Raw genomic sequence first — 16,954 nt, forward strand, 5'->3', positions numbered from 1 at the left:
GGCCGTGTTCGGACACTTGGGCGTCTCCCCGGAGCTGACGGCGGTCTACGAGCTCCTGGTGACAGGAGGCAGCCGCACCACGGACGAGATCGGCGTCTCCCCCGCGCTGCTGGCGGAGCTGCGGGAGCTCGGCATGGTCCGGCACCTTCCCGGCGACGTGTGGCAGGCCGTCGCGCCCGACCTCGCCGTCGAGGCGCTGATCGCGGCCCGCGAGGAGCAGAACCGCAGGGCACGAGCGGACGTCGGCCCGTTGATGGAGCTGTACCTGCGCAACCGCGACGAGGAGCTGGCTGACAACGCGTTCGTCGAGGTGGTGTCCGGAAAGGACGCGGTGCGCGACCTGTGGCGGACGCTCCTCGGCGGCGCGCGCGAGGAGGTCTGCGTCCTCGACCAGCCGCCGTACCTGTCACCGCAGGAGGAGCACGCCGAGCTGGAGGACTCGACACGGCAACGCGACGTGCAGTGGCGCGTGGTCTACGACAGGTCGGCCGTGGACCTCCCCGGCCGGGTCACGGAGATCATCGAACTGGTCGCGGCGGGCGAACGGGCCCGCGTCACGCCCACGCTGCCGTTCAAGCTCGCCGTGGTCGACGCGCACGCCGCCGTGCTGCCGGTCATCTCCGGCGACGTGATCGACAAGGTGCTGCTGATCCGCCCGTCCGCCCTGCTGGACGTGCTGCGGTCGACGTTCGAGCTGTACTGGGACAAGGGGATCCCGTTCAGCCCCGGCGGGATCTACGCGGCGGCGGCCGACGTGGACCCGAACCTGCTCGGGCTGCTCGCGGCGGGGCTGACCGACGAGTCGATCGCGCGGCAGCTGGGGCTGGCGCCGCGGACGGTGCAGCGGCGGGTGCGGCAGCTGATGGACCGGTGCGGGGCGCAGACCCGGTTCCAGGCGGGGGTGCAGGCGATGCGGCGGGGCTGGCTCTGACACCGGCGTGCAACCTCTTCTGATCTTGAGGCGTCTTCTCCAGTGCACGCACACAATCACTAGGGGGATTCATGCGCATGCACAAGGTGATGACGGCTGCCCTGACGGGCCTGGCACTGCTCGGTCTCGCGGGCACGGCGTCCGCTCAGCCCGGCCTGACGTGGCCGCCGAAGGACGTCACGCCGGTCCACAAGACCAAGGCGGAGCTGCAGGAGCAGGCGGACGGGTTCTCCGCACGCCAGCAGCAGACCTACCCGCGGGTGTTCCGCGGCGCGGAGAACGTCTCGACCGGCAACTGGGGCGGCGAGGCCGAAGGCGTGTTCGACGACATGCAGTACATGGGAAACCTGGTGTCGTTCACCTACAACGGACAGCGTGTCCAGACCTACACGCAGGTGAACGCGCCGGGTTTCCACGCCTGGTCGCCGAAGGAGTACTGCGAGGAGCACGCGAAGTGCACCGCGACGGTCAGCGACCACCGGGGTGGCGTGACGGTCCTCTCCGAGAACGAGCAGTTCGGCATCACGGAGGCCCGCAACTTCCGCTCGAACGGTGAGGTCGTCTGGGTCCAGAGCTGGACGCCGGGCACCGAGGCTCAGCTGGCGGTTCTGGCCACCGACCGCGCCTTCACGTTCACGAAGTAGTGCGCAGAGCGGGCGCTTCCGGTCGTGGTGCCACCGGAAGCGCCCGCTCTTCTCAGCTGGTGACCTTGCGCGCGGCCACCAGCCGTCCTCCCGCGAAGCCCTCGACGCGCACCTCGGTGCCGGTCGTGGTCACCGTCGCGGTGTGCGCGCCGTCGGTCACGTCCAGCGAGGTGGCGGGGCGTCCGTCGACGTAGACGTCCACCCGGTCGAGGTTCACGGTGTCCAGCGAGACGGTCGTTCCCTCGACCGCCACTCCCAGCCTGCGCAGGGGCTGCTCTTCCAGCAGCTCCCCCGCCCGCGCCAGCAGGTCCACGTTGCCCTGCAACAGGTCCGCGCGCGTCACCTTGTGCTGGTGCGTGGGCCGCACGCCCAGGTCCTCCACGGGCGTCCCGGCGAGCTTGCCGACGCGCAACGTGCGGCGGATCGACACGCGCATGTTCGCCTTGTTGGGCAACGGCTTGTACGGCGACTCGGCGTCGCCCGGCGCCGGGATCTTCAGCAGCGTCGACAGGAGCCCGTGCGTCCACACGTTCGCGCCGCCCGCACCGGTGTTGTCGTCCACGCCCAGGATCGGGCCCAGCTCGTGGTCGGCCCAGCCCGCGGCGAAGATGTCGGTCGCCGAGTAGCAGCGCGCGTCGGTGATCAGCACGACGGGACCGTGGTAGGTCTGGCCCACGGCGTTCGCGCCGTCGACCGGCGTGATGGTGTGCGAGCAGGAGAACGCCTGGCCCGTCTCGGTCGACGAGTCGAGCGACGGGAACCACGGGCCGAGGTTGATCTGACCGGTCGGGTCGTCCGCGTGGCGGCGGCAGATCCGCAGGTTCAGCGGCGTGCTGAGGAACTGCACGGGTTCCGGGTCGATGCGGCGCGGCGTCATCGTCTGCAGCAGGAACTCCGAGGCGAAGATGTGGCCGCCGCCGTTGTCGCGCACGTCGACGATGAGCCCGTTCTGCGGCAGCAGGGCCGCGAGCCGGACGAACTCGGCGAGGAACGCGTCGGGGTCGTCGACGCTGAACGAGAAGATCCGCAGGTGCCCGAACGTGCCCGACGGCGTGACGACCGGACGCGCCCGGAACACGCCGGGCATCGTCGTCGGGACGTCCTGCTCCGCCATCGCCACAGCGCCGCCGGAGGCTTCCGCCTGCACGACCTTGGGCGCGTGCAACAGCTTCTTGGCGCGGGCCTTCTCGTCGGAGTCGAGGTCGACGCCCTGCGCGGCGGCAGCCGGTGAGAGCGAGTCGACGTCGGTCATCGGCGGCAGGTTCTCGGTCACCCGCCAGTCGACGCGGAGGTCCTCGGCCGCACCGGACTCGGTGCGGTAGCTCACGACGACCCAGTCCTCGTCGGGCGGGAGCTGGATCACCAAGGGGCGCAACGTGAGCGACTCGAGGCCGCGGGCGAGGTTCGCGGCGGTGTTGCTGCCGGCGAAGACGGCGCCGTTCAGCGCGACGGCGCGGGCGATCGGCGTGCCGTTCCAGTGCGTCACCTCGGCGCCGGCGGCGAGGCCTTCGAAGCCGACGACCGTGCGGGTGACGAGGTACTGCTCGGTGCCGTCGGCGGCGAAGCAGCGCTCCAGCTGGAACGGCAGGTAGGCGATCTTGCCCGCGAACGGCGCGGGCAGCAGGTAGTTCGTGTGCAGGTCGCGCACCGAGTGGAAGGTGCTCGACAGTTCGCGGTGGAACTGCCACTCGGGCTCGGCCGTGGCGTCGGTCTGCCGTTCGAGTCTCGCTCTCAGCACCCGGAGTCTTTGCACGGGGTTCACCGCGTGCATGGCGACTTTGAGGGGCAGGTGCGCGTAGTTCTGTTCCAGCAGGATCAGCGCCTGGTCGACGATGAGCTTGCGCTGCGCCAGGGTGAGCGTGCCCGCGGTCGCGAGGAACTCGGCGAGTCCGACGGAGTTTGCGACGTTCGGGTGAGCGGTTGTGGTCATGGTGGTGCCTCCTTGCCAAGTAGAGGCTTCGCACGGCGGCTGGATACACCCTTTTCACCCGTTCGGCCGCTGAGTGGAGCAGTTTTCGCGACGACAACTGGAGTAAAGGGGAGGCGACGATGAGTCCACGCGTCCTGGAGCTGCGCATCCACGGGGTCAACAACACACCCCCGAACGCGATGCTGGCGCTTCCCGACCACGCGGTCGAGCAGTTCCGCGGCGACAGGTTCGGCAGCTTCTGGCGGCCGGACCCCGGCAAGCTCGCGGACCTGCCGCCGGACCACGCCGGCCGGATGCCCGCGGACGTGCGGCGCGAGGCGTACTCGTGGGGCGGCATGGCGCGCAGCAGCCCCGGTGTTCCCGGCAGCGGGGTGCCGTCGGTGCTCGCGAACGTGCTGGGGCGCATCGGCTGGGCGTTGCTGCTGCCGTTCGGGCTCGCGAACGTCGCCTACTGGTCACGCAGGCTCCCGGACGACTCCGTCCCGACGACGAAGCGGAGGGTGTGGTGGAACGCCGGGCGCGGCGCCGCCTCGACGCGGTTGTTCGGGCTGGGGCTGACGATCCTGCTGGTGCTCGCGGTGTGCGAGGTGGCGATCGACGTCTACGCCGTCCAGTGCTCGTCGCCGGGCACCACCTGCAAGCGGCTGCCTGAGTTCCTCGACCTGCTCGGTGATCCGCCGCAGCACGTCCGGGTGCTCGCCGCGTCCGCCGTGCCGGTGTTGCTGCTGCTCGGCCTGATGGCGCTGACCTCGTTGTCGCGCAGCAGGTACGAGAGGACGACGATGCGGCGCACACCCGTGCGGCGGGCCGGGGTGATGCTCAGCCGGGCGTCGATGTGGGAGGGCAGCCCGCGGATCCGGCGGCTCACGCGCCTGCACATCGCGGCCGGGTGCTGCGTGGTGGTGCTGACGACGAGCGCTCAGTTGTGGCAGCACGTGGTCTTCCTGGTGCTCACCGTGCTCGCGGGCGGGGTGCTGGCGGTGGTGGCGGCGCGGGTCGTGGTGACCGCGACGGACTGTCCTGACGTGCCCCTGACCGAGAAGGGCGGGCTGTGGTCGTGGCTGCTGATGGTCTCCGCGGTGATCGTGCTGGTGGCGCACGGGTTCGCGCTGTACGCGAGTTCGCCGGTCTTCGACGGTCCGCTGTGGCTGACGACGTGGGGACCGCCGGTGGTGACCGTGGCACTGCTCGGGTCGGTGCTCGCGGCGTGGTCGTGGCGGCGCAACGACGCCAGGGGACCGTTGGTCCTGCTGGTGCTGTTCGCGGCGTTCATGGTTGCCACGCACCGGGTTCCGCAGGCCTGGGTCGGTGCGGCGGTGTTCGGCGGGGTGCTGGCGTGGCGGGCCCGGCCGCGCGAAGGTGACGAGTGGCAGGCGTGGCACGGCGCCGGGCCCGGTGTGCTGCTGGGGCTGTCCCTGGTCGCCTCGGTGATGTCGTCGACCGTGCTGGTGCTGACGTTCCGGGGCTGGGTCGGGACCGGGCTGGTGGCGCCGTCGTTCTACTCGTGGTTCAGCGCGGCGTTCGCCTGCGCGCTGGTTCCGCTGGTGGTGCTGGTCCTCGCGCAGGCCGTGGTGTTGCTGGCACGGCTGGCGGCGCCCGCCGTGCTCGACGACGAAGCCCCGGTGCTCGTCGTGCGGGCGCGGCACGTCGTCGCCGTGACGCACCGGTCGGAGACCGTCGTGGGCGTGCTGTCCACGTCGGGCGTTCTGGGGCTGGTGCTGACGTGCTACCTGACGTTCGCCTCGCCGTCGTGGTCGCAGTGGCAGGGCGTCACGTGGGTGGTCGGCAAGGGCGACTGGGTCACGGGCCTCGCCGGGGTCGCGGTGATCGGGTCGTTCGTCGGCGCGGGGATGCTGACCAACCGCCGGCCGCTGGGCCTGCTGTGGGACCTGATGTGCTTCCTGCCGAGGACCGCCCACCCGTTCGCGCCGCCGTGCTACGCCGAGCGCGCGGTGCCGGAGATCGCCGACCGGACAAGGGAGTTCCTCGACGAGTCGCCGTCGAACCGCGTGGTCCTGTCCGCGCACAGCCTGGGCGCCGTGCTGGCCGTGGCCGCGGTGTACGCGTTGCCCGCCGGGTACCTGGAACGGGTGCAGCTGCTGACGTACGGCGTGCAGCTGCGGCCGTACTTCGGGCGGATCTTCCCCGACCTGCTCGGGCCGGCCGTGCTCGGCACGCCGCCGGTGCGCGCGGGCGCGCTGTTCTCGTGCGATCCGTGGTGCCGCGATCCCGGTACCGCCCCTGACCGCGGGCTGGCGGTGTTGCTGGGCGAGAACTGGGTCAACCTGTGGCGCCGCACGGACTACCTGGGTTTCCCGGTGCACGGCTGGGTTCCGAACCCCGTGGACCGGCGCGCCGACGAGACGGGCGGGTCGCCGGACGACGTGGCGACCCACGGCGACTACCACCTCTGCGCCGCCTACCACGACGCGTTCGCGGACCTCGTCGGGCGCGAGGTGAGCCAGTCACCCGATCGTGGACGTGGAGGGGATGGGAACCTGGAACGCAGCTGACTCAAGGAGAACCATGCGCACCACCGCAGCGGCCCTCGCGGGTGCCGCTCTGCTCACGCTGACCGCCTGCTCGGGCACGGTTCCCGGCTCCGGCCCGGCGCAGGAGACCTCTTCCGCCGCCAAGCCGGTGGCGGAGGCGTCCGTGGCCGCTCCCGCCGCGTCCGGCGACCAGCCGAAGGGCATCACCTACGACGTCGCCCGCATCCCGTCGGGCGCGAAGCTCTCCACCGGGTCATCCGTCGCGAATGGACGGACGGCGGTGGAGTTGAAGGTCTCCGGACTGCTGCCCGACACGAAGTACGGCTCGCACGTGCACACCAAGCCGTGCGGCGCCAAGCCCGCCGACTCGGGTCCGCACTACCAGAACGAGAAGGACCCGGTCACGCCGAGCGTCGACCCGAAGTACGCCAACGCCCAGAACGAGATCTGGCTCGACTTCACCACCGACGCCCAGGGCTCCGCGTCCGCCGAGGCGACCGTGGGGTGGGAGTTCCGCCAGGGCGAGGCGAACGCGGTCGTCGTCCACGCCGCGCACACCAGCACCGAGCACGGCAAGGCGGGCACGGCCGGTGACCGCCTCGCGTGCCTCACCGCGGCGTTCTAGTGTCCTGGGCCTTCACATCGTTTCAGTGGGCACGGGCTGGTATGCCTTCTCCGACAGCCGCCAGATCGCGGACACGGTCGGGGTGTCGCGGCCGACGGTGACGAAGTGGCGCAACCGGTTCGGCCGACCGGCTGGACGAGCCGCGGCCGGGCCGGCCCCGCACGATCACCGACGCGGACGTCGAGTGGGTGATCACCACCACCTCGGAGACGACGCCCGAGGACGCCACGCGCGGATGGCTTCACACGGAGTTGGGGCCGGACCGCGCGGTCATTTCGACCCGAGTGGCAAACGCACCGTGGACGACTTCCGCACTCCGCCCACCGCAGAGCGGATCGTCACGAATGTCGGACGAGGTTCGCCCGCAGGACCTCTTCGAGGTTCAGCTCCACCTCGCGCGTGTGAGCCCCGGCCGCGAGCGCTGCCCGGGCAAGCTCTCCAGACGCGGGGGTGAACGTCTCCCCGAGCAGGCGGTCTTCCGCGCGCAGTGCGTCCTCGAGGGTGCCGTCGGCCGCGTCGATCGCTTTGGTGGCCGCGGCGCGGACACCGTCGGGCAGAGTCGCGATGGTCAGTGCGACCCGCTCAACGAATTCGTCCAGTTCCGCGGCGGGCAGAGCTCGGTTCACCCATCCCCAGCGCTCGGCGGTCGCCGCGTCGACCAGACCGCCTGTCAGCACGATCTCGAGGGCGCGAGCGCGACCCACGAGGCGGGGGAGGTGGGCGGTCGCACCAGCTCCGGGGACGATGCCCATCAATGTCTCGAACTGGCCGAACGCCGCGGTCTCGAGGGCCGCGAACCGCAGATCCAGGCTGGAAGCCAGCTCGGAACCACCGCCGCGGGCGAGTCCCGTGATCTTGGCGATGGTGGTCTGAGGCAGACGCCGCCAGCGTTCGTGGAGCCGCATCATCGGGCCGGTCCCGACAAGCGTCTCCTCCGCGATCGGGAGGGCGGCGTACGTCGCGGGGTCCTCCACGAAGGACAGGTCACCGTGTGCCAGGAAGAACTCCGGGTTGGAGCTCTGGACCACGATGACGTGCAGGTCGGGATCGTTCTCGGCCGATGCCGCGACGGCGTCCAGGTCGAGCATGAGCTGGGCCGTCATCAGGTTGACGGGCGGAACATCGATCGAGACCCACAGCACTCCGTCCTGGCGCTTGACATGGAGGCTGGGCAGGGACTGCTCGGTCATGAGATTCCTTTGGATTGGCGGTATCTCTGATATACCAGGTGCATGAAAGGTACTTCAAAGAAACCTGGTATCCGCGAAGATCCGGCTGACCCCGAGACCATCGTCGGCCCGCAGCGCGAACTCCTGGATCAGCTCCTGGACAAGTGGGGTCACCTGCTGCTGGCCGCGTTGTGCCGGCAGCCGCGACGCTTCAACGAACTCAAGAGGGAGTTCGACGGGATCACTCAAAAATCGCTGACGCAGGCACTGCGACGGTTGGAACGCAACGGCCTCGTCGAGCGCCGGGTGCTGAAGCAACGCCCCGTTGCCGTGGAGTACCGGATCACGCCGCTGGGTCGCACGCTCGAAGAGCCCTTCTTGATCCTGCGCGCCTGGACGGCCGATCACCTCGCCGAGGTCGAACGACACAGGGAGGCATATGACGGGGCCGCCGGCACCACCCCGTAGCCACTGAAAACGAGGTGAAGACCCAGGACACCAGAACCCTGTCAGCGCAACGGCCACACGCGCAGCGCCATCACGCCGTGCGCGGCCACATCGCCGCCGAGTGGTCCGGGTGTGGTGGGCTGCTCGCCGTTCCAGAGGTCGAGCACGCGGTACGACCCGGCGGCCGGGAGGCCGACCTCCGACGCCGCCGCGGTCACGGAGGCGGCCTCGTCACCGCGGTTGAGCAGGGCGACCGCGACCGAGCCGTCGGACATGCCCTTCACCCACACCTCGGTGTCGCCGTCGTCACGCAGCCGGCGGCCCTGTCCCCCGCCGAAGTCGCGCTGCACGTCGAGCAGGGCGCGGTTGAGCAGCGCCCCGGAGGTGATCCGGTCCATCGCGGTGAGGTCGTTGCCCGCCATCAACGGCGCGTTGAGCAGGCACCACGTCGTCATGTGGAACTGGTTCTCGTCCTCGTTCAGGCCGTTGCCGACCTGCAGCATGTCCGGGTCGTTCCAGCCGCCGGGCCGCGCGTACCGCTCCAGTCCCACCTGCTGGTCGAGGATGCCGGTGATGTTCGGCCAGTTCGGCTTGATGTCCCTGGTGGTGCGCCACATCGTGCCACCCGCGTCGTGCGCCCACTCCCACGGCTTCTCGTCGCCCCACTCGACGACCGAGAGGACGATCGGCCGCCCGCTCGCGCGCAGGGCCTCGCCCATCTTCCGGTAGCGGTCACGAGCCGGCAGCCCCGTGGGACGGTCGCCGGCTTTGGACTCGCAGTAGTCGTACTTCAGGAAGTCCACGCCCCACTCGGCGAACGTCCGCGCGTCCACCTCCTCGTGGTCGCGGGAGGCCGGCCGCCCCTCACAGGTCCGCGAGCCGGCGGACGAGTAGATGCCGAACTTCAGCCCCTGCGCGTGGATGTGGTCACCCAGCGCCTTCATGCCGGACGGGAACGTCCCGGGATCGGCCTGGAGCCTGCCGCCGGCGTCGCGCTCGTCCGCCATCCAGCAGTCGTCGACCACCACGTAGGTGTAGCCGGCGTCGCGCATGCCGGAGGCCACCAGCGCGTCGGCCTGGCCGCGGATCAACTGCTCGTCGATGTCGCACCCGAACCGGTTCCAGCTGTTCCAGCCCATCGGCGGACCGGCTTCGTCCTGCCCCGCCCTGGCCTGCCCTGCTCTGGCCTGCCCTGCTCTGGCCAGCTCTGCCCGGTCGGGACGCACGAACCAGGCGGTCACCCCGATCAGCAGCACGAGCACGGCCGACAGGAACCACCACCTGCGCGAGGTCATGGCTCGATGATCCCGCACAACCGCTTGCGGCACCTGTTACTAGCAGGGCCAGGTCAGGGCCACACCTCCGGCGAAGTGCGGCTCCGACACCGGTTCCAGCGCCGCAGCGCGCACGAGGTTGAGCACCTCGTACCGGCCTCCGGTGTCGCGCACCAGCCCGCGGACGCTCAGCTCGCGCAGGTCCTCGCGGCCGCCGTGCTCGATGACGTCCGCCAGCTTGCGCCGCTGCTCATCGTCCAATGTGGACAGTGAGCGGCGCAGCGCGTCGCGCAGGTGGGCCGAGGTCGGGTCCATCGGGTTGGAGCGGAGGCGTTCCAGCAGGTGCTGCGGCGAGTAGACCATGAACCAGCCGGCGGCGAACTCCAGCGCCGACGGCAGCCCGTCCAGCTCGTGGACGAGCCCGATCAGCGCCGCCTGGTTCGCGGGCTCCGGCCGGAACCCCGGCCGCACCCGGTGCACGTGCGTGAGGAGCAGCCGCACCGCCGCGTCGTCGGGCAGCGGGGCCAGCGGGAAGACGTGCTCGCCGGCCAGTCCCGTCGGCGCCAGCGCGGTCACCAGGACCCGCAGGCGCGGGTGGGCGGCCAGCAGGCGCGGGTCGGGGCGCCGGTCGGTGACGAGGACGGTGTCCTGGTCGTCGTCGATCGACGGGACCGACGTCAGCTGCCACAGCACGGACCAGCCGTGCCGGAAGTGCAGCTCGCCCGCGGCCTCGAGCGCCAGGCGGGTCTTGCCGACACCGCTGACGCCGGTGACGGTGACGAGCCGGGGACCGCCGAGGCCGAACCGGGCCTGCTCGGTCCCGCACCCGCTCACCAGCAGCGCCACCAGCGCCGCGGTCTCCGCCTCCCTCCCCATGATCGACGAGGACGGCGCCGGCGGGGCCACCCCCGCCTTCGCCGACGGCCGCCCACCGGCCTGCGCCAGCTCCGCGCGGCTGCTGTCGTCCAGCCGCAGACCGTCCGCGAGCAGGCGCACCGTCTCGGTCCGCGGTGTCCGCGTCCGGCCGCTCTCCAGGTCTCGGATGGCCCGCACGCTCACCATCGCGAAGTCCGCCAGCTGTTGCTGGGTGAGACCCACGCGGATGCGGTGCGTGCGCAGTAGTTCGCCGAACTCCCTCATTCCCGTCCCCTCCTCGCAGACCGAGTCTCGGGCCGGACGCGTCTCGAAACATGGGTGGCAGCCCCCCATATTCACCTCCACGCGCAAATCTGGGGGGTTCGTCCCCATGTGCGGGTGTGCGGACGCGTGCCACGTTCTCCGGCGTGACCTCAGCGGCCGACACGAGCACCGGCGAGAGCTGGAGAGCGGCCTTCGCGCACGCGCTGCGGCCGCTGGTCGACGCCGCGCGCACGGAGATCGCGCCACCGTTCGACGCCGTGTTCGCCGAGCAGCTCGGACGCCGGCTGGTGGCCATCGCGGCGCGGACGCTGGTGCTGGAGCTGCACAAGGCGCGCCGGCACCTCGTGAGCCCGACGAGTGCCGAGCGGTTCACCGAGTTCACCCGCACCCTGGACCTGCCGGACCTCTTCCACCGCTACCCGGTGCTCGCACGGTTGCTCGGCCAGGCCTGTGAGCAGGCCGTCTCCGCGCACCGCGAGCTGACGGACCGGTTCGCCAGGGACCGGCACAAGATCGTCGACGGGGTGTTCGACGGACGGGATCCCGGCGCGCTCGTGTCCATCCGGACGGGCTTGGGCGATCCGCACCAGCAGGGGCGGACCGTGGCGGTCCTGACCTTCGACTCCGGCGCCGGACTCGTCCACAGGCCGCGACCGGTCGGGCTGCACGCCCGGTTCGCGACTCAGCTGGAGTGGTTTTCCACGCGAACTGGAATCGACTTCCGGACGCCGCGCCTCCTCGACGGCCACGGGTACGGGTGGCTTGAGTACATCGAGCACGAACCGTGCGCGGACGTGGCCGGTGTCGCCGAGTTCTACCGTCGGCTGGGCGCGCTGATCGCCCTGCTCTACGCACTCGACGGCACGGACATGCACTACGAGAACCTGATCGCGTGCGGCGACCAGCCGGTGCTCGTGGACGTCGAGACGCTGTTCCACCCGACGCTCGCACCGGACACCGACCCCGCCACGCTGGCGCTGGTCAGGTCGGTGCACCGGACGGCTCTTCTCCCCCACGTGCTGCTGGGCGACAACGGGGCCGCGGACGTGTCCGGTGTCGGAGGCGACCACGGCGTGCCGTCACCGCTGGACGTCGTCGACTGGGCCGACGCCGGAACGGACCGCATGCGCCTGGTCAGGCGACCCCGCGAGTCGTCAGGCGCCCGCAACCGGCCGGTGCTGGGCGGTCAGCACGCCGAACCCGCCGACTACCAGGACTCGCTGCTGGCGGGGTTCCGCGCGGGCTACGACGCGATCGTGGCGCACCGGGACGAGCTGCTGCGACTCGTCCGCACGGCGGCGGACGACGAGGTGCGTTTCATCCCGCGCGCGACGCGGCAGTACGCGCGGCTGCTCGACGAGTCGACGCACCCGTCCGTCCTGGTCGACGCGCTGGACCGCGACCTGGCGTTCGGCGTGCTGGTGGTCGACGACCCGCTGCTCGACCGGCTGGTGCCGTTCGAGGTGTCCGACCTGTGGCGCGGTGACGTGCCGCTGTTCACGTGCCGGCCGGGGTCGCGGGACCTGTGGACCGCGTCCGGGCTCCGGCTGCCGGGGATGCTGCCGGAGCCCGGACTGCACTCCGTCGAACGCAAGATCGCGGCGATGAGCGAGGTCGACCGGCACGACCAGCAGTGGGTGATCACGGCGCTGCTGGCGTCACGGCCGCGGCCGGTCTCGCACCACTCCGGCGCGTCGTTGCCGGGTCACGTCGCCGCGGTCGACCCCGACCCGGCGCGGCTGCTGGTCGCCGCGTGCGGGATCGCCGACCAGATCCTCGCGCACGCCGTCACGGGCAAGGACCGCGTGAACTGGATCGGGCTGGAGCTCGTCGACGACCGGCACTGGACGGTGCAGCCCCTCGGAGCCGGGTTGTCCAACGGCTACACGGGTGTGGCGCTCTTCCTGGCGGAGCTCGGGGCGCTGACCGGTGCCGCGCGGTACGTCGACTTCGCCCGTGACGCGGTGCGGCCGTTGCCGTCGTTGCTGGAGATGTTCGCCGGGGAACCGGGGCTGGCCGCGGTGGCGGGCGGCGGCCTGCACGGGCTGGGCGGCATCTGCCACGGCCTGGCGCGCCTCACCTCGTTGCTGGACCTCGATCCCTCGCTGCTGGCGACGGCCGTGTCGGTGATGCCGCGCGAGGACAGGGCGATGGGCGTCGTGGACGGTGTCGCCGGGTCGCTGGCCGCGATGCTGTCCGTGGGAACGCCCGCCTCGCTCGCGCTGGCCGGCCACTACGCGTCCGTCCTGCGCGGCGCGACCGACCCGGTGAACGGGTTCGCCCGGGGCAACGCCGGAATCGGATGGGCTCTGCGGCGTTACGCGGAGGCGGTCCGCGACGAGATATCGGACGTGGCCGCGACGGCATTCCTGGAAAGCGACGCGATCGACCCGACGGACATCGGCTGGTGCACCGGGCTGGCCGGTGCCGCCGCTGCCCGTGACGACGAACGGCTGTCAGGCCTGCTCGCGTCACGGGAACCGTTGCGCGACATGAGTCTCTGCCACGGCGAGCTGGGCGTCGTCGAGGCCCTGTCCGCGCACCACCCCGACGCCGCCGCCCGCCGCACGGCGCTGGTGCTGGGAGCACTGGACGAGCACGGCGCGCGGTGCGCCACACCGGGCGGCGTCCCGTCGCCCGGCCTGCTCACAGGACTGTCCGGCATCGGCCTCGGTCTCCTGCGCCAGGGTTTCCCGGTGCCGTCGGTCCTGCTGTTCGAACCACCACACCAACCGGAGGAGCGCACCACATGAACGAGTCCCTGCACCGCTCGGACGCCCAGCCCGACCCGGCCGAGCACGTGATCGGGGAGATGGAGCTCGCCCCGACGATCCTCGCGGGAGCGAGGGCGCGCGCACTCATGGGCCTGACCCTCGCCGTGAGCGCGTTCGCCTCGATCACACCCGCGCTGTCGGACACGACCGTCAGTGACGCGTAGGTCGTAGGCGCTTCGACGTCGAATACGCCTGTGCAGCCGATAGGGAGAGCTTCACAGGAACGTTAGGGTCCAGACATGCAGACCCGAGCGCCCCACGTGGTCGGCCGCGATCGAGAGGTCGCGGCCATCACGGAGGCACTCGCGCACACGCGTGAATGCCGTGGTGGGGCCGTCTTCCTCACCGGTGAGGCCGGCATCGGCAAGTCCCGGCTCGCGCGGTACGCGGCCGGTCACGCCTACGACGAGGGCATGCGGGTCCTCAAGGGCCGCGGCACGACGATCGGGCCGATGGTGCCGTTCCGCCCGCTCGCCGAAGCACTCCTGGGACTGTTCCGCGGCGACCCGCCCGACGACTCCGCTCTCGGGCCCTACAAACCCGTGCTGGGCACGCTGATCCCCGACTGGCACGACCACAGGTCCACGACGGAGTCCGTCGTCGTGCTCGCGGAGGCGGTGCTGCGGCTGCTCGCGTCCGTCGCGCGCAAGACTCCGCTGCTGCTGGTCCTCGAGGACCTGCACGAGGCCGACGCCGAGACGCTCGCCGTCATCGAGTACCTGGCGGACAACCTGGAGGACCAGCCGGTCCTGCTGCTCGCCACCATCCGCACCGAACCGGGCCGCGCGCTGGAGCTCGTCCACACGATGGTGCAGCGGGGTTCCGGGAGCCTGCTGGAGCTGCGCCGGCTGTCGCGGGACGAGGTCGTGCGGATGGCGGCCGCGTGCCTGGAGAGCGCCCCGGTCCCCGACGAGCTGACCGACCGGCTGTGGACGGACAGCGCCGGTAACCCGTTCGTCGTCGAGGAACTGCTGCACGGCATGGTGAGCGGCGGGCTGCTCGTGTCCGGGGCGGACGGCTGGCAGGTGCTCGGCGAGCTGAAGATGCCGGTGCCGGCGGCGTTCGTGCGCAGCGTCGCGCACCGCACGGACAGGCTGGGGCCGCAGGGCCGTGAGGTGCTGTCCATCGCGGCCGTGCTGGGTCACCGGTTCCCGCTCTCGGTGGTGCAGCGGGTGACGGGCACCGACGACCGGCGGCTGCTGAGCCACCTGCACGCGGGTGTCGCCGCCCAGCTCGTGACGCCGGACGAGCCCGCCCCCGACTGGTACGCGTTCCGGCACCCGCTCACCGCGGATGCGTTGCTCTCCCAGCTCACGCCCGCCGAACGCGCGGACCTGTCCACGCGCACCGCCGACGCGATCGAGGACCTGCACCCCGGGCTGCCGGGCGACTGGTGCCCGCTCGTCGCGAAGCTGCGGTTCGACGGCGGGTCACCGGCGCTGGCGGGCCGGTTGTTCGCGGAGGCGGGCCGGCGGGCGCTGGCGGGTGGCGCGGCGGGGTCGGCGGTCACGCTGCTCGACCGCGCGCAGGGCCTGCTGGCCGACGAGGTCGCCGAGCGCGCCGACGTCCTGGACACGCTGCTGCCCGCGCTGGCCGAGACGGGCGACTTCGAACGCGCTTTCACCCTGGGCCTCGCGGAGCTGCACGGCCTCGACACCGCGCGCCGCGCGAAGCTCCACACGCGACTGTCCCGTGTGGCCTATCTGGCGGGACGGTTCACCGAAGGCGTGGAACAGGTCCGCGTCGCCCGCACGTTGCTCGGCCCGGACGCGCCGGACGAGCTGACCGCGCAGCTGGACGTCAACTCGGCGTACCTGGCGCTGAACATCCCGAGCGCGGACCGGATCGACTCGGCCGCCGGGCTCGCGAGGCAGGCCGCGCTGGCGGCGGACAGGGCCGGGCTGCCGACGGTGGCGTGCGAGGCGTGGCAGCTGCTCGGGATCATCGCGCGGGAGCAGGACCTGGGCGAGGCCAGCACGTGCTTCGGCAAGGCGCTCGCGCTGGCGGACGCCCACCACATGCCGATCCAGCACATCTACGCCCTGGTCCGCCTGGCGGGCAACGAATGGCTCGCGCACGGCACCACCGCCGCGCTGGACCGCACGCACGCCGAGGCGTACCAGGCGGGCGCGATCACGGTGGCGTACAACGTGGACGCCATCCTCGCGCTCCAGTTCGTGCTCACCGGCCAGTACCCGCGGGCCGCCGAGCAGATCGACCGGTGCCTGCAGGCCACGGGACGGCTGAAGTTCCACGCGCTGACCCGGTACCTGCTGATGGTGAAGGCGACCCTGGCCGCGCACCGCGGCGACCGGGCGGGAACCGAGGACGCCATCGGGGAGTTCGAGTCGGTGGCCAAGCGCGGGGCGCAGGAGTTCCCGCTCTGCTACGGGCTCGCGCGGGCGTTCTGCGCGCTGCTGGAGGAGAACCACGCGCTGGCCGTCCAGGAGATCGACCACGCGCTCGTCCTGGAGTCGCAGAACCCCACCACGTTCCACCTCTCCGGCACGCACGGCGCGCGCCTGCTGCTCGGCGTGCTCGACGGCCGCCTCGGCTGGGCCGACCACCGCGCGCTGATCTCCACCTCCCCCGCCGGGATGCGCTGGAACCGGCAGTTCATCGAGCTCGCGCACGCCGTGCTCCTCGGCCGTGCGGGCCGGTGCGGGGAGGCAGCAGAGGCCTTCCAGCGCGCCCAGGAGGCCGCGGCTCCCTACCCGATGGCGTGGCACCTCGGCCTGCGGCTCGTCGCGCCCGAGGCCGGCGGGTGGGGCGACCCGGTGGGCTGGCTGCGCACGGCCGAGGAGCACTTCCACCAGGCGGGGATCCCGGCGGTGGCGTCGGCGTGCCGGGGACTGCTGAGACAGGCCGGCGTGCCCGTGCAGCAACGCCGCAGCGGCACGGAGCAGGTGCCGCGGCAGCTGCGGGGGCACGGCGTCACGGTCCGCGAGTTCGAGGTGTTCGTGCTGCTGGCCGACCGGATGGGCAACAAGGCGATCGGGACGCGCCTGCACATCTCCCCGCGCACGGTCGAGAAGCACGTCGCCTCGCTGATCGCCAAGACCGGTCAGCCCGACCGCGAGTCCCTGTCCGCGTACGCCGCCGCGCTGAGCCGCTGACGTTCGCGCTTGAGCCGCGCCTCGTGCTCGTGGCGCTTGCCGTCGCCCAGTGCGTCGCGAGCGTCGCGGGTCACCTCGCGGAAGACGTCGTAGAACGTGTCGTCGTACTGCTCCACGACCTCGAACGTCCACTTGCCCGGCAGCACGTCGCGGCCGAGCAGCTCCCGTTGCACCCGGTCCGCGTGCTCGTGGTGGCCCGCCTCGCGCAACGACGAGATGGCGTCGTCGAGCAGGAAGTCGGCCGAGCCGGTGAGCTGGTGGAACGCGTAGAGGTGACCGCGCGCCTGTTCCACGGTCTCGAGCGCCTTGCCGAGCTTGCCGAGGGCCTCGATCGTCTTGTCGTCGTCCATGCCGACACGAATACCCAGGGCGGGTTTGCCTCTACCCCCGCCGGGTAGTCGTCGATCGACCA

13 protein-coding genes are annotated in these 16,954 nt (G+C 71.6%); 8 read left to right on the forward strand and 5 right to left on the reverse strand.

Features of this window, described 5'->3' with window-relative positions; translation table 11 throughout:
• The first annotated feature begins 4 nt into the window (after window positions 1-4).
• Window positions 5-931, forward strand: a complete 927-nt coding sequence (locus tag VM306_RS39590) for a LuxR C-terminal-related transcriptional regulator (protein WP_325524446.1) — start codon at window positions 5-7, stop codon at window positions 929-931.
• Between the two features lie 71 nt (window positions 932-1,002).
• Window positions 1,003-1,575, forward strand: coding sequence for a hypothetical protein (locus VM306_RS39595; protein WP_325524449.1), 573 nt, complete (start codon window positions 1,003-1,005; stop codon window positions 1,573-1,575).
• 52 nt (window positions 1,576-1,627) lie between these two features.
• Here VM306_RS39595 and VM306_RS39600 read toward each other — a convergent pair whose 3' ends face one another.
• Window positions 1,628-3,505 carry a S41 family peptidase gene (locus VM306_RS39600; protein ID WP_325524452.1) on the reverse strand — a complete coding sequence of 626 codons (1,878 nt, stop codon included), beginning with the start codon at window positions 3,503-3,505 and terminating at the stop codon, window positions 1,628-1,630.
• 119 nt (window positions 3,506-3,624) lie between these two features.
• Between VM306_RS39600 and VM306_RS39605 the strand changes: the two genes are divergently transcribed.
• On the forward strand, window positions 3,625-6,018 hold the full coding sequence (locus tag VM306_RS39605) for a hypothetical protein (RefSeq protein ID WP_325524455.1): 2,394 nt from the start codon (window positions 3,625-3,627) through the stop codon (window positions 6,016-6,018).
• A 13-nt stretch (window positions 6,019-6,031) separates the two neighbouring features.
• The gene (locus VM306_RS39610; RefSeq protein WP_325524459.1) at window positions 6,032-6,622 is read left to right on the forward strand and encodes a superoxide dismutase family protein; all 591 of its coding nucleotides are present in this window, start codon (window positions 6,032-6,034) and stop codon (window positions 6,620-6,622) included.
• Between the two features lie 338 nt (window positions 6,623-6,960).
• Here VM306_RS39610 and VM306_RS39620 read toward each other — a convergent pair whose 3' ends face one another.
• On the reverse strand, window positions 6,961-7,812 hold the full coding sequence (locus VM306_RS39620) for an enoyl-CoA hydratase/isomerase family protein (RefSeq protein WP_325524462.1): 852 nt from the start codon (window positions 7,810-7,812) through the stop codon (window positions 6,961-6,963).
• Between the two features lie 42 nt (window positions 7,813-7,854).
• Here VM306_RS39620 and VM306_RS39625 point away from each other — a divergent pair, with 42 nt between their 5' ends.
• Complete coding sequence (locus VM306_RS39625; RefSeq protein ID WP_325524464.1) at window positions 7,855-8,259, forward strand: helix-turn-helix domain-containing protein; 405 nt, start codon at window positions 7,855-7,857, stop codon at window positions 8,257-8,259.
• A gap of 41 nt (window positions 8,260-8,300) precedes the next feature.
• Here the strand turns inward: VM306_RS39625 and VM306_RS39630 are convergent, their stop codons facing one another.
• A complete protein-coding gene (locus VM306_RS39630; RefSeq protein WP_325524466.1) occupies window positions 8,301-9,533 on the reverse strand; it encodes a glycoside hydrolase family 27 protein in 1,233 nt (410 codons plus the stop codon).
• A 39-nt stretch (window positions 9,534-9,572) separates the two neighbouring features.
• Entirely contained in the window at window positions 9,573-10,652 is a 1,080-nt protein-coding gene (locus VM306_RS39635) for a helix-turn-helix domain-containing protein (RefSeq protein WP_325524468.1), read from the reverse strand.
• A 143-nt stretch (window positions 10,653-10,795) separates the two neighbouring features.
• Between VM306_RS39635 and VM306_RS39640 the strand changes: the two genes are divergently transcribed.
• From VM306_RS39640 to VM306_RS39650, 3 genes are all read left to right on the forward strand, one after another.
• On the forward strand, window positions 10,796-13,405 hold the full coding sequence (locus VM306_RS39640; RefSeq protein WP_325524471.1) for a type 2 lanthipeptide synthetase LanM family protein: 2,610 nt from the start codon (window positions 10,796-10,798) through the stop codon (window positions 13,403-13,405).
• Complete coding sequence (locus tag VM306_RS39645) at window positions 13,402-13,590, forward strand: hypothetical protein (protein ID WP_325524473.1); 189 nt, start codon at window positions 13,402-13,404, stop codon at window positions 13,588-13,590. The genes VM306_RS39640 and VM306_RS39645 overlap by 4 nt, the downstream gene beginning before the upstream one ends.
• A 75-nt stretch (window positions 13,591-13,665) precedes the next feature.
• On the forward strand, window positions 13,666-16,542 hold the full coding sequence (locus tag VM306_RS39650; protein WP_325524475.1) for a helix-turn-helix transcriptional regulator: 2,877 nt from the start codon (window positions 13,666-13,668) through the stop codon (window positions 16,540-16,542).
• Here VM306_RS39650 and VM306_RS39655 read toward each other — a convergent pair.
• Complete coding sequence (locus VM306_RS39655) at window positions 16,491-16,892, reverse strand: hypothetical protein (protein ID WP_325524477.1); 402 nt, start codon at window positions 16,890-16,892, stop codon at window positions 16,491-16,493. The two genes, VM306_RS39650 and VM306_RS39655, sit on opposite strands and share 52 nt — an antisense overlap.
• Between the last annotated feature and the right edge of the window lie 62 nt (window positions 16,893-16,954).

Source organism: Lentzea sp., assembly GCF_035525475.1.
Classification (GTDB): domain Bacteria; phylum Actinomycetota; class Actinomycetes; order Mycobacteriales; family Pseudonocardiaceae; genus Lentzea.